Origin of the sequence: Bradyrhizobium sp. SZCCHNS2022 (assembly GCF_032377575.1) — a bacterium.
In the GTDB taxonomy this organism is placed as follows: Bacteria; Pseudomonadota; Alphaproteobacteria; order Rhizobiales; family Xanthobacteraceae; genus Bradyrhizobium; species Bradyrhizobium aeschynomenes.
The window spans coordinates 5730507-5749162 of record NZ_JAUHHZ010000001.1 but is presented as its reverse complement, the minus strand read 5'-3'; the positions used below and the strand labels follow the sequence as shown (position 1 = coordinate 5749162).

12 protein-coding genes are annotated in these 18656 nt (G+C 68.0%); 1 reads left to right on the top strand and 11 read right to left on the bottom strand.

Annotation, left to right across the window (positions count from 1 at the left end):
* Positions 1 to 12: 12 nt before the first annotated feature.
* From trxA to ubiE, 11 genes are all read right to left on the bottom strand, one after another.
* On the bottom strand, positions 13 to 336 hold the full coding sequence (trxA, locus tag QXZ94_RS25630; protein ID WP_006611141.1) for a thioredoxin: 324 nt from the start codon (positions 334 to 336) through the stop codon (positions 13 to 15).
* Positions 337 to 435: 99 nt separating this feature from the next.
* On the bottom strand, positions 436 to 3909 hold the full coding sequence (addA, locus tag QXZ94_RS25625; RefSeq protein WP_315723079.1) for a double-strand break repair helicase AddA: 3474 nt from the start codon (positions 3907 to 3909) through the stop codon (positions 436 to 438).
* The gene (gene addB, locus QXZ94_RS25620; RefSeq protein ID WP_315723077.1) at positions 3903 to 7049 is read right to left on the bottom strand and encodes a double-strand break repair protein AddB; all 3147 of its coding nucleotides are present in this window, start codon (positions 7047 to 7049) and stop codon (positions 3903 to 3905) included. The genes addA and addB overlap by 7 nt, the downstream gene beginning before the upstream one ends.
* Before the next feature lie 454 nt (positions 7050 to 7503).
* Positions 7504 to 8226 (bottom strand): nucleotidyltransferase family protein, encoded by a 723-nt coding sequence (locus tag QXZ94_RS25615; RefSeq protein WP_315723075.1) that lies wholly within the window; start codon positions 8224 to 8226, stop codon positions 7504 to 7506.
* Positions 8227 to 8379: 153 nt separating this feature from the next.
* Positions 8380 to 8685, bottom strand: a complete 306-nt coding sequence (locus tag QXZ94_RS25610) for a PilZ domain-containing protein (RefSeq protein ID WP_172113558.1) — start codon at positions 8683 to 8685, stop codon at positions 8380 to 8382.
* 260 nt (positions 8686 to 8945) lie between these two features.
* Complete coding sequence (gene tsaE / locus QXZ94_RS25605; protein WP_315723073.1) at positions 8946 to 10475, bottom strand: tRNA (adenosine(37)-N6)-threonylcarbamoyltransferase complex ATPase subunit type 1 TsaE; 1530 nt, start codon at positions 10473 to 10475, stop codon at positions 8946 to 8948.
* A complete protein-coding gene (locus QXZ94_RS25600) occupies positions 10472 to 12979 on the bottom strand; it encodes a sensor histidine kinase (RefSeq protein WP_315723071.1) in 2508 nt (835 codons plus the stop codon). The genes tsaE and QXZ94_RS25600 overlap by 4 nt, the downstream gene beginning before the upstream one ends.
* 194 nt (positions 12980 to 13173) lie before the next feature.
* Entirely contained in the window at positions 13174 to 13632 is a 459-nt protein-coding gene (gene dut, locus QXZ94_RS25595; protein WP_315723069.1) for a dUTP diphosphatase, read from the bottom strand.
* Positions 13629 to 15044 (bottom strand): bifunctional phosphopantothenoylcysteine decarboxylase/phosphopantothenate--cysteine ligase CoaBC, encoded by a 1416-nt coding sequence (gene coaBC / locus QXZ94_RS25590; protein WP_315723067.1) that lies wholly within the window; start codon positions 15042 to 15044, stop codon positions 13629 to 13631. Before coaBC ends, dut begins: the two co-directional genes overlap by 4 nt.
* Before the next feature lie 273 nt (positions 15045 to 15317).
* Positions 15318 to 16892: a 2-polyprenylphenol 6-hydroxylase gene (gene ubiB, locus QXZ94_RS25585; protein WP_315723065.1), complete on the bottom strand. Its 1575-nt coding sequence runs from the start codon at positions 16890 to 16892 to the stop codon at positions 15318 to 15320.
* The gene (gene ubiE / locus QXZ94_RS25580) at positions 16889 to 17650 is read right to left on the bottom strand and encodes a bifunctional demethylmenaquinone methyltransferase/2-methoxy-6-polyprenyl-1,4-benzoquinol methylase UbiE (protein WP_315723063.1); all 762 of its coding nucleotides are present in this window, start codon (positions 17648 to 17650) and stop codon (positions 16889 to 16891) included. The genes ubiB and ubiE overlap by 4 nt, the downstream gene beginning before the upstream one ends.
* Positions 17651 to 17755: 105 nt before the next feature.
* Between ubiE and mutM the strand changes: the two genes are divergently transcribed.
* Positions 17756 to 18637, top strand: coding sequence for a bifunctional DNA-formamidopyrimidine glycosylase/DNA-(apurinic or apyrimidinic site) lyase (mutM, locus tag QXZ94_RS25575; protein ID WP_315723060.1), 882 nt, complete (start codon positions 17756 to 17758; stop codon positions 18635 to 18637).
* Positions 18638 to 18656 lie beyond the last annotated feature (19 nt).

The following is an 18656-nucleotide window of genomic DNA, read 5'->3' as shown; positions in this document are numbered from 1 at the left end:
GGTTCCTAGTCGTCACATCGACGACGAGATCCACTGCTGCAGCTTGGCCTTCGGCGCAGCGCCGACCTGGCGGGAGGCCATCTCGCCGCCCTTGAACACCATCAGGGTCGGGATCGACATCACGCCATACTTCGAGGCCGTCTTCGGGCTCTCGTCGACGTTCAGCTTGACGATCTTGACCTTGTCGCCCATCGCGCTCGCGATCTCGTCGAGGGCCGGCGCGATCATGCGGCACGGACCGCACCACTCGGCCCAGAAATCGACCACGACCGGACCGTCGGCCTTGAGCACTTCGCTTTCGAAATCGGCGTCGGAAACCTTGGCTACGGCGGCCATGGAATTTACCTCATTGGGTTGGAGGGAGCGGCACGGATGCGCCGCCTCTGCGTGGGTGTCAAAGTATGAATGGCCTGATGCCGGGTCAAGCACGCTCACTCAGTCGTGCTGGGATGGCAGCATGGCGTCCAGCGCGGAGGCTGGAAGCTCCATGAATTCAGGGGCTTCGGTCCAGAGCAGGGCGGCCCGTACGGCCCGTCCCGGGTACAATTGGCCGAGCACGGCGCGGTACAGCGCGAGCTGGCGGACATAGGCTTGCGGCACCTCTGCGAGGTCCGAGGGCGGCTGCTGGTTGGTCTTGAAGTCGACGATCAGCACCTCAGCCTCGGCCACCACCAGACGGTCGATCTGGCCGGACACCAGCGCGCGCGGCTGACCGGGGAGCGCCAGACGGCCGACGATCGACACCTCGGCCCGGCTGCCGGGCGCGAACACCGCGGCAAAGCGCGGTTCGGCGATCACCGTCAGCACGCGCTCGGTCAGCTTTTCGCGCTCGTCCTCCGGCCAGTCCGGTGCATTGCGCAACAGATAACGCAACGCGGCATCGCGCCGCCGCTCTGGCGCCACGTCGGGCAGTGACTGCAGCAAGCGATGCACCAGCGTGCCGCGCTGCATCGCAAGACTGCGAGCAGCCAGCGATTCGCCCGAGCGGACCGGCCGCTCGTCGGCCGAGGGATCGGACGGCCGGAGCACGGCCACCTCGCCGGGCGTCTCGATCGCGGCCGTGCGCAACCAGGCCGGCAACTCGACGGCTGTCTCGACGATCTGCCGCGCCTCGTCCCTGGCGGTCTCGACGATGTCCTCGGCCCGCGCGTAGCGCTTCACCGGTCCGTCCTCGGTCTCGATCACCTCGACCTGCAGGCCCGCCGCGTCGAGGCCGCGCGCCATCAGGTCGTACCAGCTGCCGCCGCGGACGTTGTTCATGTTGCCCGGCATGCACCCGCCGATGACGAGGCGGTCCGCGGCGCGGGTCATCGCGACATAGAGCAGCCGGCGATACTCGTCCTCGGTCTCCTTGAGCATCGCCACGCGCGCCGCCGCGACGGCTTGCGGATCGTCCGCCTTGCGGCCGGCCCAGACCACGATCTTCTGCTCGCCATGCGGGACATGAATCAGCCGCAGCCGCTGCGAATCCGCCGGCGACGAGGTCGTATCGACCAGGAACACCACGGAGGCTTCGAGGCCCTTGGCACCATGCACGGTCATGACGCGCACCTCGTCGCGCGAGATCTCCATGTCGCGCTTCACCTCGGTATCGGCGGCGCGCAGCCAGGCGACAAAACCCTGCAGCGAAGCCGGCGCCTTGCGCTCGTAGGACAGCGCGAGCTCGAGGAATTCGTCGAGCGCGTCATTGGCCTCATGGCCGAGCCGCGCCAGGATGCGAAGCCGCCCGCCATCGCCGCCGAGCAGCCAGGCATAGAAGGCGAACGGCGTGTCCTCGGCCGCTCGGCGCTCGCATTGCTGCAAGCGTCGCACGACCGCTTGCAGCCGCGGGTCGTCAGCGGCCTGCGCACTCAGCGCCTCGCGCAAGCTGCCGCGGCGCTGCCAGGCCAGCTTGAAGAGATCGTCATCATCGAGGCCGAACAGCGGGCTCTTCAGCGCCGTCGCCAGCGCCAGATCATCCTGCGGCAGCAGCAGCGCGTCGGCGAGGTTCATCAGGTCGATGATCGCAATGTGCTCGGTGAGCTTGAGGCGGTCGGCACCCGCGACGGGAATGCCGGCGTGCTTCAGCGCCTGGATCACGGCATCGAACGCATTGCCGCGCCGGCGCACCAGGATCAGCATGTCGCCATAGCTCAGCCGCCGCCGCGCGCCGTCATGGCCGGTCATGGTGCCGACGCGGATCAGCCGCTTGATCTCGGCCTGGATGCGCCGCGACAGCTTCACTTCCGGGCTCGTCACCGAGACGCCGTCGAACGGCGCGCGCCAGCCCTCGATCTCCTTGCGGTCGTCGCGCTCGCACAACGACCACAACTCGACGAGGCTCGGCCCGGCATCGGTGAGCGCATTGTGGATGGGGTAGCCGATATCGGGCGAATGGATGCTGCTGTAGACCTCGCGCTCCCTGAACACGTGGTCGACCGCGTGCAGCACGGTCGGCCCGGAGCGGAACGAATAGGTGAAGGACACCGGATCGAACAGCAGCCCTGCGTCGGTGAATCGCTTCTGCAACTGCCGCCGTCGCGCATCGAACTCGTGCGGATCGGCGCCCTGGAACGAGAAGATCGACTGCTTCTCGTCGCCGACCGCGAAGATCGTCCGCGTCAGCCCGTCGCGTGCGCCTGCGCCCGACGTGAACTCTTCGATGATGTGGGCGACGATGTCCCATTGCCTGGGGCTCGTATCCTGCGCCTCGTCGATCAGCACGTGATCGACGCCGCGGTCGAGCTTGTAGTGCACCCAGCCAGCGGAGACGCGGTTGAGCATCGCGAGCGTCTTGTCGATCAGGTCGTCATAGTCGAGCAGCCCGCGCTCTTCCTTCTCGCGGCGATAGTTCGCCGCGGCGGCGGTCGCGATCTGCAGCAGCGCCTCGGTGCGGTCACGCACGACGGCGGCGCGGCGCTTCTCGATCAGGCGATCGAGCCGGCGCGCTTCCGACTCGAACAGCCCGGCAAGGCCGGGATTGCTCTCGGCGAACTTCTTGGTCAGCACCGATTTGCGCGGTTCCTTGTCATCGGTGAGGAACACGCGGAGATATTCGTCGACCTGATCGCTGCCCGAGAACGCCAGCGCCGCACGCAGTTGATCGGCCTGCTTCTGATCGGTCTTGGCCCCGCCATCGAGACGCGCGGCAATCTCGGTCCAATCCGCGCGTGGCAGATTGGGTCCGTCGAGAATGTCGTACTCGATCGCCTCCAGCGTCTCATCAGCGCCGATGCCGAGGACCTCGCCGAGATGTTGCGCGGCGACCTCGACACGGCCGGCACCGTCGGTCCAGGCCATGAAATGATCGCGGCTCAGGCAGGCCTCGCGCACGACTTCCTTGAAAGTCGAGTCGGCGGCATTGGCCATCGCGACCTGCAGCGCCCGGCCGACCGCGCTGTCCGGCGCCCTGGAGGCATCGAGCAGTACCTTGAGATTGGCGCGCTCCATCATCTCGGTCTGGTCGCGGTCGTCGAGCACCGAGAACCGCGCCGGCACGTTGGCCTCGAAAGGAAACTGCTGCAGCAGCCGCGTGCACAGCGCGTGGATGGTCTGCACCTTCAATCCGCCCGGCGTCTCCAGCGCGCTGGCGAACAGCTTTCGCGCTGCTGCGCGGAGCTTCTTGTCGGATGCAACAATGCCGGTCGATTTGATCGCGCTGTCGAGCGCGTCGTCGTCGAGCGTCACCCAATGGCCGAGCGTCGAGAACACGCGCTCGGCCATGTTGGCGGCGGCGGCCTTGGTGAAGGTGATGCAGAGGATCTTCTCCGGCGGCACGCCGTCGAGCAGCAGCCGGATCACGCGCTGCACCAGCACATGGGTCTTGCCCGAGCCGGCATTGGCCGACACGAAGGCCGACGCCGCCGGGTTCGAGGCGCGGGTCTGCGCGTCACGTACGGCCTGCGGAATGGGGCGGGGCGCCTTCACCATTCCTCCACTCCCAGGCCGCCGGCGGCCGACCATTCCTTGATCCGGGCGAGGTCGTCATAGCTGCCGTAGCGGTTCGCCCACATCGACAGGTTCAGCGAGGTGTAGCCCTGGTTGGGATCCTCGAAGCTGCGGATCAGCTCTTCCAGCTTGTTGCGCGCCTCCTGCGCGGCCTGGTCCGGATGCTGCGGCGTGTCGCTCTTGTTGATCTTGAGTTCGAGAATGCGCTCCTCGCCGGGCGGATTGTTGCCGGACAATCTCACATAGACCAACTGACTGATCAGGCTGCCGGCCGGAATGCCGTCGAAGCCGCCCTCGCGAAGGATTGCGGCTTCCAGTGTCAGCTGAGGCGACAGGCCCATGCGCACCTGCTTCGCCGTCGGCGGCTGTCCCGTCTTGTAGTCGAGGATGGCGTAGGTACCCTCGGCGCGCTGTTCGATACGGTCGGCGCGCGCGGACAGCATGAAGGTGCGGTCCTTGCTCAAGGGAATGCCGATCTCGCCGCGGATCTCCGCGGTGATCGCGCCGATCTGCTCGCGGCGTGCGGTCTCCCAGGCCGCGAACCAGCCGGCGATGCGCTGGAAGCGCGGCCACCATAGCGCGCGCGCCTCGGGCCGCTCCATCAGCGGCGCAAAGTGCTTCTCGCCGATCACGCGCAGCGCATGCGCCGGGTGTAGCGGCAGCTCCTTCGCATAGGTCTGCGTGAACTCGCCGATCGCTTCGTGGATCGCCGAGCCGCGATCGGCGGCCGACAGCGGCATGTCGACGGGATCGAGCGGATCGAGCCTGAGAATGTAGCGCGCGAAGATCGTGTAGGGATCGCGCAGCCAGTCTTCGATCGCGGTCACCGACATGCGCAGCGGCCGGGCCTCCAGCGGCGGCTTCGGCGCCGGCTGTTCGACCGGCTTCACCTCGCGCGGCTGGTCCAGCACCTCGGCATAGCGGACATAGGTCTCGCCGCGCGCCTCCGCCGCCTTCCAGCGCTCGGCGCCGGCGACGGCTTCGAGGCGATGCAGGAAGCGCGAGGCCACCGCCGGCGCGCCGCCGGATTTTGCCGCATGCGTCAGGATCACCTCGGGTGCACCCAGCAGCTGCGCGAAATCGTGCGCGGAGAGGCCGATGCGGCGCTCGGGCAGATCGAGGCCGAGCTGATGCCGCATCGGGCGGCTGAGCCAGGGATCGATGCGCGGCGCCGGCGGCCAGATGCCCTCGACGAGGCCTCCGATGATCATGCGATCGGCCTGCATCAGCCGCGCTTCGAGCGGGCCGTAGATCTGAAGCTGCGCGCCGTGGCGCTCGGGGCGGCGTACCGCGCGATCGGAGAAGGCGGTGTGGAACAGGTCCGGATAATCCGACAGCGGCGCCATCAGGCCGCAGCGCTCGCCGGAGGCGAGGAGATCGTCGAAGCAGCGCGCCAGCGCCGCGCCGTCGCGGTCGGTGAAGGCGGTGGTGAGACCGACATCATCGGTCGACAGCGCGATCAGCACCTCGCGATGGCGGGCAGCGAGCTCGGCGAAGTCCTGCGGGCGCGGAGAAGCGAGATTTTCCAGTGGTGCGAGCGCTGCCTGCAATTGCGCGATCAGCGCACCGGCCTGGTCGAGCTGCTCTGGCCGGAGCCGCGCGCGCGGCTCGGCCCGGTGCAGCGACGATGCTTCGCCCTGGTGCAGCTTGGTGTGGTCGTCACGGAAACGCGCGAAGTCGCGCGCCAGACCGCTGGACCCCGCTTGAGGTCGTGTCCCGCGGAGCAGAGCGAGCTCCAAGTTCTCGATCGCAGTCTTCCAGCCAGTCGCGGCGCGGCCGAGCCGGCACAGCGGATGCTTGAGCAGCGCGAGCAGCGTCGGCGGCTCGAGGCCGCGCGCGGCGGCTTCGGCGGCAAGGCGCGCGAAGATGCCGGCCGGCGTTTCCAGCAGCGCGTCACCGCCGGAATCGTCGAAGGTCAGGTGCCAGCGCGTCAGCGCCGCCATCACGCGGCGCGCCAGCGCGCGGTCCGGCGTCACCAGCGCGGCGGATCTGCCGAGATGGCGCGCCTCGCGCATGGCGGTGGCGATCGCCAGCGCCTCCATTTCCGGATTGGGTGCAGCGACCACGGACAGATTGTCCATCGCTTCGGCGATGTTGGCGGCGATGTCGAACTGGCGCAGCCGCTCGTGCCACACCGCGGTCGCCTCCGACGGCCGCATCGCTTCCGAAATCAGCACCTCGCGGCCGCCGCGACCGGGAGGCACGAGTCGAATGACATCGCGCCGCTCCAGGCCGAAGCGCTTGAGCAGCAGGTGCATTGCATATTGCGGATGGTTGACCGCGGGCGGCGTCAACACGCGGCCCGCGCGATCCCGGGCGCCACCGATCGAATTCCACGCGGCGTCGTCGAGATCAGTGTCGAGCCCGGGCAGCACCACGGCGCCATGTGGCAGCTTGGCCACCGCGAGCAGGAATTTTGCAGTCGCCGGCATCGAGCCGGTGGAGCCCGCAGCAATCACCGGGCCGTCCGGATGCGCCGAGAGCCGCGCGGCCTCGGCGGCGATCAGGAGATCGCGCCGCGCGGCCGGCTCGATCCGCTCGATCTCCTGAAGATAAGCCGGCCACGCCGTGCGCGCGATGCGCAGGAACTCCAGCGAATATTGCCAGTATTTGTCGAGCTGATCGGGCACCAGCGCGTCGAGCGCGTCCCACGACACGCCGCGCGTCACCATGTCGTCGATCAGACGCGCGAGGTCTCCGGCCAACGCGAGCGTCGAGGCGGGACCGCCGATCACCAAAGGCGCTGAAACCGGCGTCTTGGCCCAGGCCGCGACCAGCCGCGCGAGCGTGAGCCGCCGCTGCAGATCGTCGAGCCGCTCCGGGATCTCCAGCGGTGCTGGCCCGAGGAACGCGTCGCGATCCTCCGCGAAGGCGAGCTCGTCTTCGTCGATGTCGCCGAGTGCGACCAGACGCGGCAGCACCGCGGCATCGGTCTTCAGCTCATCCAGGAACATTTCGCGCGCGACGCGGAGCGAGCGGCGTGTCGGCAGATACAGCGTCGCGGTCGCCAGCCGCGCCGGATCACTGCGCGCCTCGAACCCGTCGACCAGCCGGCCGTCCACCAGCGCCGCGATCACGCTGCGCAGGAACGGCGCCGAGATGGGAACGGTGAAGACGCGCATGGCCTGCGATTCGCGGGTTGTCTCTGGGCGTCTATATAGGGAGCGCGGCGCGCAAGGTCATATCGGGGGTGTGGATGGGTGTTGATAGGGGGCGGGCGGCGCGTAACGGTGCACGGTCGCCGTGATTGCCCGGTCAGGCGCGGCAGTTCTTCCTGGCGCGAGGCGTACCTTCCGGTCAGCGTGTCCCCCACCGGCGTCAGTGAGTTGATCAGGCGGCGTCCTTACATTCGGTGTCGTCCCGGGCAAGCCTTCGACGGCGCGCAGCGCGGTCGGAGGCGTCGACCCGGGATCCATAACCACAGGCTTGGGTTTGTTGCGGGATGGTCACGACGGGTCGTCGCAACACGCCGGCCGGTGGCTATGCATCCCGGCTCTGCGCGCTGGCCTCGCTGCGCGACGTCAGCGCGCAGAGCCGGGACGACATCGAATGTAAGGAGGATGCTTCGCTTAAGTCCTAAGCCGCGCTCTCCAGCAGCGCCTCTTCCGCCTCGATCACCGCAGCCGGCGTGCCGACATGCATCCAGACGCCTTCGAGGCGCAGGCCATACAGGCGGTCCTGCTCATTGGCCTTGTCGAACATCTTCGTCAGCGAGAACTCGCCCTTCGGCGCGCCGTCGAAGATCGCGGGGGAGATGATCGCCGCACCGGCGTAGACGAACGGCACCACCTGGTGCTCCCTGCGTTTGCGCAGGCTGCCGTCGGCGAGCATGGCGTAGTCGCCGAGGCCGGAATAGCCGATCGAGGTCGCAGTCGGCGCCATCAGCAGCATGATATCCATGCGCTCGGGGTCGAACGCATCGGCGAGGCGCGCCAGGTTCTGGCGCACGCCCTCGATCCACATCGTGTCGGAGTTGACGTGGAAGAACGGCGCGCGGCCGAGCAGCGGCAGCGCCTTGACGACGCCGCCGCCGGTGCCGAGCACCTGGTCGCGCTCGTCGGAGATGGTCACGCGCGGTGAGCTGCGCGTCGCCGTGTGTTCGATGATCTGGTCGGCAAGGTAATGCACATTGACGACGGCCTCGGTGACGCCGGCATCGGCCAGGCGGTCGAGCACGTGGTCGAGCAGCGGACGGCCGGCGACGCGCACCAGCGGCTTGGGCATCGTCTCCGTCAGCGGTCGCATGCGCAATCCGAGACCGGCGGCGAGGACCATGGCTTTGTGCGGCTTGACGGGCATTTTCGGACAATCTCGATCAGAAGTGGCGCGAGCGAATCATAGCACGTGAAAAAGTGCAACGTCTCGATCGGCTGCGATAGCCCGGCCCGATGACGAATATGCGACGGCGGCGCTGGCCGTCCCCGACGCAAGATGACGCAGGCGGCGGTCTGATCAGGCCTCGGCGGTGGCCCGCTTGTTGCTCTTCTTCTTGCCCTGCTTCAGGAAGGTGACGCCGATCTGGTCGCCATTGACCCAGGCCAGCTCGCAGCGCCGATAGGCGAGGCCGGTCGACGACAGCAGCAGGAAGAATTCCTTCAGATGCAGGCCCTCGACGGAGCCCTCGACCGTCAGCTTGGCGCCGGTCTCGGAGACGTCCTCGATGGTGCAGTTGCGCCGCCAGGTGCCGTCGATGCCCATCATGAAAGCCGGAATGCCGCGCTCGAAGACGACGCGCTCGCCCTTCATCCGCTCTGCCATCGCAACCTCCATTCCGCACGGCGCCAAGCGCCGCGAGGGGCAAGGTAAAGGGGGATGGCTAAGAACCGGTAAAGCTACGGGGGGTGTGGTTTGACGCGGAGCCGCCGCCCACACCCCCGTCGTCCCGGCCTCGAGCCGGGACCCATAGCCACCGGCCGTGGTGAGGCGGTCAACTGCCAGTCCCGTCCCTCGATAGCGTCCGCGGTATGGGGTCCCGGCGTTCGCCGGGACGACGGCCTTTCTGTAGGCGCGATCGTGCCTCAGCTCACGCCCGCCGGCGGCGGCACGTTTGCGGCGTACCACGCCCGCACCGGGTCGAGCGCGGTGTGCGCCAGCGAGCGGTGCAGATAGTCCCAGATGCGGGGCTGGTGCTTGAGGTAGTGCGGCTTGCCGTCGCGGCGGTTGAGGCGGGCGAAGGTGCCGAGCAGGCGGGTGTTGCGCTGGGCGGAGAGGATGGCGTAGTCGGCATGGAAGGCGTCGGCGTCGAAGTCGGTGGATGCGGCGGCCCGGGCGGCGACGTAGCGGGCGAGCAGGGCCTGCTCGATATCGACCGACACATCGATGCGGGCGTCCTGCGTCAGCGAGACCACGTCGTAGGCCGGCGGACCCATCACCGCGTCCTGGAAGTCGATCACGCCGACCCGCGCGATGCCCTCGCGAGCCGGGAGCCACAGCAGGTTGGGCGAGTGATAGTCGCGGATCACCCAGGTCTGTTTGCCGGCGAGCGGTGCTTCCAGCAGGTCGCGCCACATCTCCAGGAATTCGGCGCGCAGCACCTGCGACGGCTCCACCCCGCGATCCGGCAGGTACCATTCGAGCATCAGACTGATCTCGATCAGCATCGCGTCGACGTCGAAGGTTGGGACCTCGTAGGTCACCTGCGGCGCCAGCGGCAGCACCGAGGGCACGTCCTGCGCGTGTAGCGCGGCCAGGAGATCGGTCGCGGCCTCATAGCGGTCGACGATCGGCCGTGGCGGTTCGCCTTCGATGACGCCCTCGCGGCCGAGGTCCTCGGTGATCAGGAAGCCGTGGTCAAGATCGGCGTCGTTGATCTTCGGCGCTGAGATGCCGCGGCTGCGCAGCGCGCCTGCGATCGCCACGAAGGGACGGACGTCCTCGGCGAGATGCACGGCGCCGCTATAAGGCTTGCCGTTGTAGATCGCCGGGCCGTCGGGGCGCTTAGGCGAGTTCATCAAAATGAAGACGCGCTCGCCCTTGTAGAGCCTTGCATAGGAGCGGGTCGAGGCATCGCCGGCCATGCGCTCGCGGCGCGACTTGGCGTGACCGGCCTCGGTGAGGAAGTCGCGCAGCGCCTTCAGCCGCGCAACGATCGCAGCTGCCTTGCCGGTGCCGGCGATCTCGACGCTGCGCGCGCTGTCACCCTGGGACGGATCGTGGCGCAGCGCGATGTCGATGCGATCCTGCGGCAGTGCATCGCCGGCGCGCTCGGGCCACTCGATCAGCACCACCGTCGCTTCGGGCAATGGCGACAGTCCGATCTCCTCCAGCTCGGAGGCGTCGCTGATCCGATAGAGATCGGCATGGACCAGAGGGAAGCTCGGCAGGTCGTAGCTCTGCGCCAGGGTGAAGGTCGGGCTGGGCACCTCCAATTCGTCGTCGGAGGCGAGATAGCGGATCATCGCCCGCGCCGCAGCGGTCTTGCCGGCGCCGAGATCGCCCGTGAGCGTGATCAGCACGCCCGGGCCGATCAGCAAAGCGAGGTCGGCCATCAGGGCGGCGGTTGCGGTCTCGTCCGCCAGCGCGGTCGTGAATGTCTGTCGGTCGGTCATTCCGCAGCGTTGCGTTGCGCGATGTGGTCGGTCGGGAAGTCACAGGTGACCGTGGTGCCCTTGCCGACCACCGAATCCATCCGCACCTTGCCGCCGTGCAGCTCGACGAAGGAGCGCACCAGCGACAGGCCGAGCCCGGCGCCGCGATGGCGCGAGCCCTGCGAGCGGCTGACGAACCAGTCGAACATCTGGTCCTTGATATCGGCCGGAATGCCCGGCCCGGAATCCGTGACCGCAAAGGCGACGCTGTGGTCGGTGCGGCGGGCCGACACGATCACGGTCGAATCCTGCGGCGAGAAGCCGACGGCATTGGCGAGCAGATTGTACAGCACCTGCACGACGCGGCGCTCGTCGCCAACGAAGCTGCCGACGTCGGCGGCGACCGCGACCTCGAGGCGGATGCGGTCGGTCGCGAGACGGTCCTGCACGCCCTCGGCGGCAGCCTCGATCGCCTTGGCGGCGTCGACCGGCCCGAGCTCGAGCTTCATCGCGCCGGCATCGATGGTGGCGAGGTCGAGAATGTTGTTGGTCAGCGCCAGCAGCGCATTGGTCGATTTGGTGACGTAGTCGAGATACTCCGCCTGCTTCGGCGTCAGCGGGCCGGTCGACGGATCCGACAGGAAATGCGCGAAGCCGATGATCGTGGTCAGCGGCGCGCGCAGCTCGTAGGAGACGTGGTGGACGAAGTCGATCTTCATCTGGCCGGCGGCTTCGAGCGCCTCGTTGCTCTCGCGCAGCGCACGCTCGACGTTCTCGGTGTCGGTGATGTCCTGGAACGTCAGCATGGTCGCGCCGTCCGGCAGCGGCCGGCTCATGCAGTCGAGCACGCTGCCATCCTTGCGCTCGAGCTTGAGCGCGACGTCGAGGCGGTTCTCGATCGAGGTGATGGCCTCGCGGATGGTGCGCCAGGCGACGCTGTCGTCATAGAGCGAGCGGCACCAGGATTCGACGGTGTCGATGTGCGGATGCTCGCGCAGGGAGTCCGGCGACAGCCGCCACATCTTGGCGAAGGCCGGATTGAACAGCTCGACCCGGCCGTTGCTGCCGAACACCGCAACGCCCTCGGCGAGGCTGTCCAGCGTCTCGCGCTGGACCCGGATCAGGCCGTCATAGCGGCGGGCCAGCGCAAAGCTCTCGGTGACGTCGTCGAACAGGTAGGTGACCCCGCCTTCCGGGTTGGGCGTGGTGACGACCGACAGCGCGCGTCCGTCCGGCAGGAACCAGGTGTCCTTGGCGGCCTCAACCGCGCGATAGGCCTCGTGCAGCTTGGCCTTCCAGGCGCGGAAGTCGGCCTGCTCGGGCAGCTTGCGCGCGGCGCGCAGGCGGTCGAGCACCGAGGAATCATCCGGCTGGCCGTCGAGGAACGTCGGATCGAGATCCCAGAGCCGGCGATAGGAGTCGTTATAGAAGGCGAGGCGACGCTGGCCGTCGAATACGGCAACGCCTGACGACAACTGGTCGAGCGTCCGGCGGTGCGCCTCGTGCATGCGCACCAGCGCGTCGGTCAGCGCCGCGACCTCGCTGGCGTCGATGGCGACCCCGGCACTGCCGCCGCCGAGCGTGAAGGCGCGCACGTCGTGGATGCGGCGCTCGCCGCCCATGACGATCGGCAGCCGGCCTTCGAAATGTCCGCCGGCGCCGAGCGCACGCTGCAGGTCGGTCCGGTCGGCGGAATCGAGCAGCTCGAGATTGCGGCTGATCGCATCGGGGATGTCGCGCGCGTCGGCGGCGCGGGCATAGGCGGCGTTGACGTAAGACAGCGCGCCGTTGGCCTGCCGTGCCCAGATCGGCCAGGGCAGGGCGGAGGCCAGCGCGCGCAGAGATTCCGTCTCCTCGCCGAGCGCCTTCAATCTGAGCTGGGTCTCGGCCAGCTCGCGGCGCAGGCCCGAGAGCTCGCGCATCCGTACGATGGCTTGGCCGCCGATGGCACGTCCCATCACCTCGATCGCATGGCCGTGCGAGGTGGTGAGATTGAGCATGAACCCTTCACCCGCCTCGCGCAGCGCCTCGACCGCGCGGTCGAGCTGCAATGCGGGCTCCGGCGGCAGCCAGGTTCCGAAGGCGAGAATGCGCTGCGGCTGATCGGATGGCACCAGCATCGAGGTGTCGCCGGAGATCTGCGGACGATGGCCGCCGGCCGGCCAGGCGATCAGGATCTGCGGCTCGGCGAACAGCAGCGCGCGGTAGCGGTCGGCCTGCAACTGCAGCTCGGCGACATCCGCGCGCAGCCGCGCCTCCTTTCGCGCAGCAGCCAGGCGCGTGCGCACCAGCGCGATGGCCGCGACCACGGAGAAGCCGAGCAGCGCCAGCATCGCCGTGACCTCGGCGACATCAGACCGGCTCAGCTCGAACAGCGTAGAGATGGTATCCGCCGGCACGCCATCGCCTGCGAGGACCGGTGTTGCCGGCGCAAGCGCAGTCGCAGCGAGACCCATCAGGCCTTTGCGCGCGAGTGACGTGCACGACAGCAGCGTCTGACGCATCACCACGATCACGCCCGACATATTTGCCCCAAACCGCACGAAGTTCCGCGCGGCGCCGATATCGCGTCGACCGCGCCGTTTCACGAATCAATCAACAATAACCGCTTCGGGACTCCAGCGGTAAGAGTCCAGACCGTGAACGGTGGTTGCACGGGATGAAAATGCGTTCATCGATGGGCATAGCCGAGTCGGAACTGTGGCGAAGTCCCCGTAGTTCAACGGCCCGTCGAGCCGAAGCCGCCGCTGCCACGCGCCGTCTCCGACAACGTCGTAGTGATCGTGAGCTCGGCGCGCACGACCGACGCGATCACCATCTGCGCGATGCGCTCGCCGCGCTTGATCGTAAACGCGTCCTGGCCGTGATTGATCAGCAGCACGCAGACCTCGCCGCGATAGTCCGCGTCGACCGTACCGGGTGAGTTCAGCACGGTGACGCCGTGCCTTGCCGCGAGCCCCGAGCGCGGCCGCACCTGCGCCTCGTAACCGTCGGGCAGTGCAAGCGAGAGTCCCGTCGGCACCATGACGTGGCTGCCGGGGCCGAGCACGACAGGCGCATCGGCCGGAACGGCCGCGAGCAGATCCATGCCGGCGGCATGCGCGGTCTGGTAGGCCGGCAGCGGCAGCCCCTGGCCATGCGGCAGGATCTGTACGTCGATCGCGATGGTCTGGCTCACGCAGAAGGCCCCACGGTTCTGGCGATCTCGGCGACCAAGGCGGTCGCAACCTCGTCCTTGGTCATGATCGGCCACGACGCGACATGGACGCCGTCGGCGTCCTTCGTCAAGAGATGCACGGTGTTGCGGTCGCCGCCCATCACGCCGGTTGCCGGCGAAACGTCGTTGGCGACGATCCAGTCGCAGCCCTTGCGCGCGAACTTGGCCTTGGCGTTGTCGATCAGATGTTCCGTCTCGGCCGCGAAGCCGATGACCAGGCCGGGACGCTTCTCCTTGAGCTTCGAGATGGTGGCGAGGATGTCGGGGTTCTCGACCAGCTGCAGCGGCGGGATCGCCTTCTCGGTCTTCTTCAGCTTCTGCCCACCTTCATTGGCCACGCGCCAGTCGGCCACTGCCGCGGCGAAGATCGCGACATCCGCCGGCAATTCCGCCTCGACCGCGTCGAGCATCTGCCGCGCCGATTCGACATGCGTGACCCTGACGCCCTTGGGATCGGTGAGTTCGACGGGTCCCGAAATCAGCCGCACGTCGGCGCCCGCGGCCTGCGCGGCGGCGGCGATGGCAAAGCCCTGCTTGCCGGAGGAGCGGTTGGCGATATAGCGCACCGGGTCGATCGGCTCATGGGTTGGTCCCGCCGTGATCAGCACGCGACGGCCGGCGAGCGGGCGCGGCACAGGCGGCTTCAGCATCGCGACCACCGCGTCGGCGATCTCGGTCGGCTCGGCCATGCGGCCGACACCGGCCTCGCCCTTCTCGGCCATCTCGCCGGCGTTCGGCCCGATCATGTGGATGCCGTCGCGCTGCAGCGTCGCGGCGTTGCGCCGCGTTGCGGGATTGCTCCACATCATCGGGTTCATCGCCGGCGCCAGCAGGATCGGCCGGCTCGCGGCGAGCAGGATGGCGCTGGCGAGATCATCGGCCGCGCCCTGCGCCATCTTCGACATGAGGTCGGCGGTCGCGGGCGCCACCACGATCAGATCGCAGTCGCGCGCCAGCCGGATGTGGCCGACGTCGAACTCGCTGCGCGCGTCGAACAGGTCGGTGAAGACGCGGTCGCCGGACAGCGCCGACGCCGCGAGCTCGGTGACGAACTGCGTGGCCGCTTTCGTCATGACGCAGCGGACCTGGATGTGGCGCTCCCGGAGGCGCCGGATCAGGTCGAGCGACTTGTACGCGGCGATGCCGCCGCCGATGATCAGGGTGACGCGGGCCTCGCGCGCGAGGCCGGGCTGCGGCACGAGCGGCTCGGCCGGAGCGGGAGCCGAAGGCGGCTCGGAGGGATCGACCGGCTCGATCAGGGCGCGCAGGATGACGCGGACTTCCTCTTCGACGGAGCGGCCGTTCTGCGCGGAGCGCAGGCGCAGGTAGGTTTTCAGCGAATCGTCGAGCTTGCGGATGGTCAGGCTCGCCATGACCGCCTCCCAGCATTGTCGTTGTGAAAGCAATGCTAGCATAAATTGATTGCAGTGCAATCAGAAGGCGGCCCATGGAGCCCAGCTCTCAGCTGCCGTCATTCCGGGGCGCGCGCAGCGTGAGCCCGGAATCCATAACCACGAAAGGCTGTGGGTCGCGAGATCGCAGTGGCGCCCGTCTTCGTCAAACGACGGCTCGGGGATATGGATTCCGGGCTCGCCCTTGCGGGCGCCCCGGCATGACCCCGTGGAGAGGGCGGCGCTCTCGTCGCATCAAAGCCTGAGCACCGCGAACAGGATGCCGATGAACGTCAGCGCGATGACCCACAGCGCGATGGCGCGCCAGCGGCTCTTCTTGCCTTCGGTGCGGCCCATCGCGGCGATGGTTTCCGGTGACAAACGGAGGCCGTCGCGGGTCATCGTCTCCAGGTTCTCGAGCACGGCGGCGGCGCGGGCGGCGAGCACCGGCACGGTGGCGGTCAGTCGCGCCAACTCGCCGATGCCGGTGACGGCGCCCTCGATGCGGCCGATGGGCCCGAGATTGCGCTCGATCCACTCGCGGACCACGGGGTCGGCGACCTTCCAGATGTCGAGCTTGGGATCGAAGCCGCGCGCCACGCCCTCGACCACCACCATGGTCTTCTGCAGCAGGATCAGCTCGGGGCGGGTACGCATGTCGAACAGGCCGGTGACCTCGAGCAGCAGCGTGAGCAGCTTGGCCATCGAGATCTCTTCGGCCGTGCGGTTGTGGATCGGTTCGCCGATGGCGCGGATGGCTTGCGCGAAATTCTCCACCGAATGATGCGGCGGCACGTAGCCCGCCTCGAAATGCACCTCGGCGACGCGGCGATAGTCGCGGGTGATGAAGCCGAGCAGGATTTCGGCCAGGAAGCGCCGCTCCTTCATGCCGAGCCGGCCCATGATGCCGAAATCGACCGCGACCAGGCGGCCCTGCTTGTCCAGGAACAGGTTGCCCGGATGCATGTCGGCGTGGAAGAAGCCGTCGCGCAGCGCGTGGCGCAGAAAGCTCTGGATCACCTTGCGGCCGACATCGGGCAGATCGACATTGGCCTGGGCGAGCCGGACGTGGTCGTTCAGCGCGATGCCGTCGATCCACTCCATGGTCAGCACGGTGTTGGCGGTGCGGTCCCAGTCGACCGCGGGCACGCGGAAGTCCGGATCGTCCTTGATGTTCTCCGCCATCTCGGACAGCGCGGCCGCCTCCAAGCGAAGGTCCATCTCCATCGCGACCGAGCGCGACATCGTGTTGATGACCTCGACCAGGCGCAAACGGCGCGCTTCCGACGAATGCGCCTCGGCCTTCTCGGCGACGAAGAAGAAGTCCGCGAGGTCGCGGCGGAACCGCGCTGCGACGTTCGGCCTGAGCACCTTGACTGCGACCGCGTGGCGGATGCCGTCGCGCTCGACCTCTCCACGATGCACCTGCGCGATCGACGCGGCCGCGACCGGAGGGCCGAGCGAGGTGAACAGCTGGCTGATGGGACGTTCGAGCGCGGTGGCGATGACCGCCTCGGCCTCGGCCTGCGGGAATGGCGGTAGCCGGTCCTGCAGCGATTCGAGATCGCGCGCCATGATGACGCCGACGACGTCGGGCCGCGTCGCCAGGAACTGGCCAAGCTTGAGATAGGCCGGCCCCATCCGCTCCAGCGCCCGCGACAATCTTGGCCCGGACTTGGCGCCGGGTCGCTCGACCAGGCGCGCCAGCTTCAGTGCGAGCTGGCCGGGCGGTGGCGCCAGGCTGGGATCGACGGCGCCGAACACGCCCTCGCGCGCGAACACCAGGGCGGCCCGGGCGAGCCGCGTAATATGAGTGAGTGCAGAGATCACAAACGCCAGCCGGAATGAAGCGCGACGATGCCGCCGGAGAGGGTCTGCCAGGACACGCGCGAGAATCCCGCGGCCGAGATCATCTCGGCGAACGCGTTGGGGCGCGGAAACTGGCGGATCGATTCGACGAGGTAGCGGTAGGATTCGGCATCGCCGGTGACGGCGCGGCCGAGCTGCGGGATCACGTTGAAGGAGAACAGGTCGTAGAGCTTGTCGAGCCCGGGCACCTCGACGGTGGAGAATTCCAGGCACAGGAAGCGGCCGCCATGCTTGAGCACGCGATACGCCTCGGCGAGCGCCAACTCGATCTGCGGCACGTTGCGGATGCCGAAGGCGATCGTATAGGCGTCGAAGGAGCGGTCGGGGAAGGCGAGCTTCTCGGCATTGCCCTCGACGAACGACACCTTGTCCTCGAGATACTGCTTGAGTGCGCGCTGGCGGCCGACCTCGAGCATGTCGCCATTGATGTCGCACACGGTCGCATGGAATCCTGCGCCGGCCTTCTTGGCGGCGCGGAAGGAGATGTCGCCGGTGCCGCCGGCGACGTCGAGCAGCGCGAACGGCGCGTCGCTCTTCGGCGGGTTCAGCGTGTTGATCATGATGTCCTTCCAGACGCGGTGCAGCCCGCCGGACATCAGGTCGTTCATCAGGTCATAGCGGGAGGCCACGCTGTGAAACACGTCGTTCACCAGCGTCTGCTTCTCGCCCAGCGGCACGTCCCTGAAGCCGAAATGAGTGGTCTGGTCCGTCTGATCCATCACCCTTACTCCGATACGGCACCATAGCGCCGGTGCGGCCAAGGCGCTATCACGTCAGCCGGACAAGGTGAATGGTCGCCGTTGCAAAAGGTGAAATGAACAGGGATGCCCGAGCTGCCCGAAGTCGAGACCGTCCGGCGCGGGCTGCAGCCGGTCATGGAAGGGGCCGTCATCGTCACCGCCGAGGCCCGGCGCGGCGATTTGAGGTTTCCGTTTCAGCCCGATTTTGCGAAGCGCCTGCAGGGCCAGACCGTCAGGGGACTCGGCCGTCGCGCGAAGTATCTCCTCGCGGATCTCGGCTCCGGCGACGTGCTGCTGATGCATCTGGGCATGTCCGGCTCGTTCCGGGTGATCAAGCAGGATGACGAGGAGACGCCGGGCGAGTTTCACACTCCGCGCGGCAAGGACAGCGTGCACGACCACGTCGTGTTTCACATGTCCTCCGGCGCCGACATCGTCTTCAACGACCCGCGCCGCTTCGGCTTCATGAAGATCATCGGCCGCGGCGAGATCGAGACCGAGCCGCATCTGAAGGATCTGGGGCCGGAGCCGCTCGGCAATGCGTTCGACGCCGCGATGCTGGCGCGCGCCTGCGCCGGCAAGAAGACCAGCCTCAAGGCGGCGCTGCTCGACCAGCGCGTCGTCGCCGGGCTCGGCAACATCTATGTCTGCGAGGCGCTGTTCCGTTCGCACCTCTCGCCGCGGCGGCTGGCCGCGACGTTGGCCACAAAAAAGGGCGAGCCGACGGATCACGCCAGGCGGCTGGTCGAGGCCATCCACACCGTGCTCAACGAGGCGATCCGTGCCGGCGGCTCGTCGCTGCGCGACCATCGCCAGACCACCGGCGAGCTCGGCTATTTCCAGCATTCGTTCCAGGTCTATGACCGCGAGGGCGAGCCGTGCCGGACGGACGGCTGCGGCGGCGTGGTCAAGCGGTTCGTGCAGAACGGCCGCTCGACCTTCTGGTGCCCGAAGTGCCAGCGCTGAGGTGCGGCGCTTCCCCCGC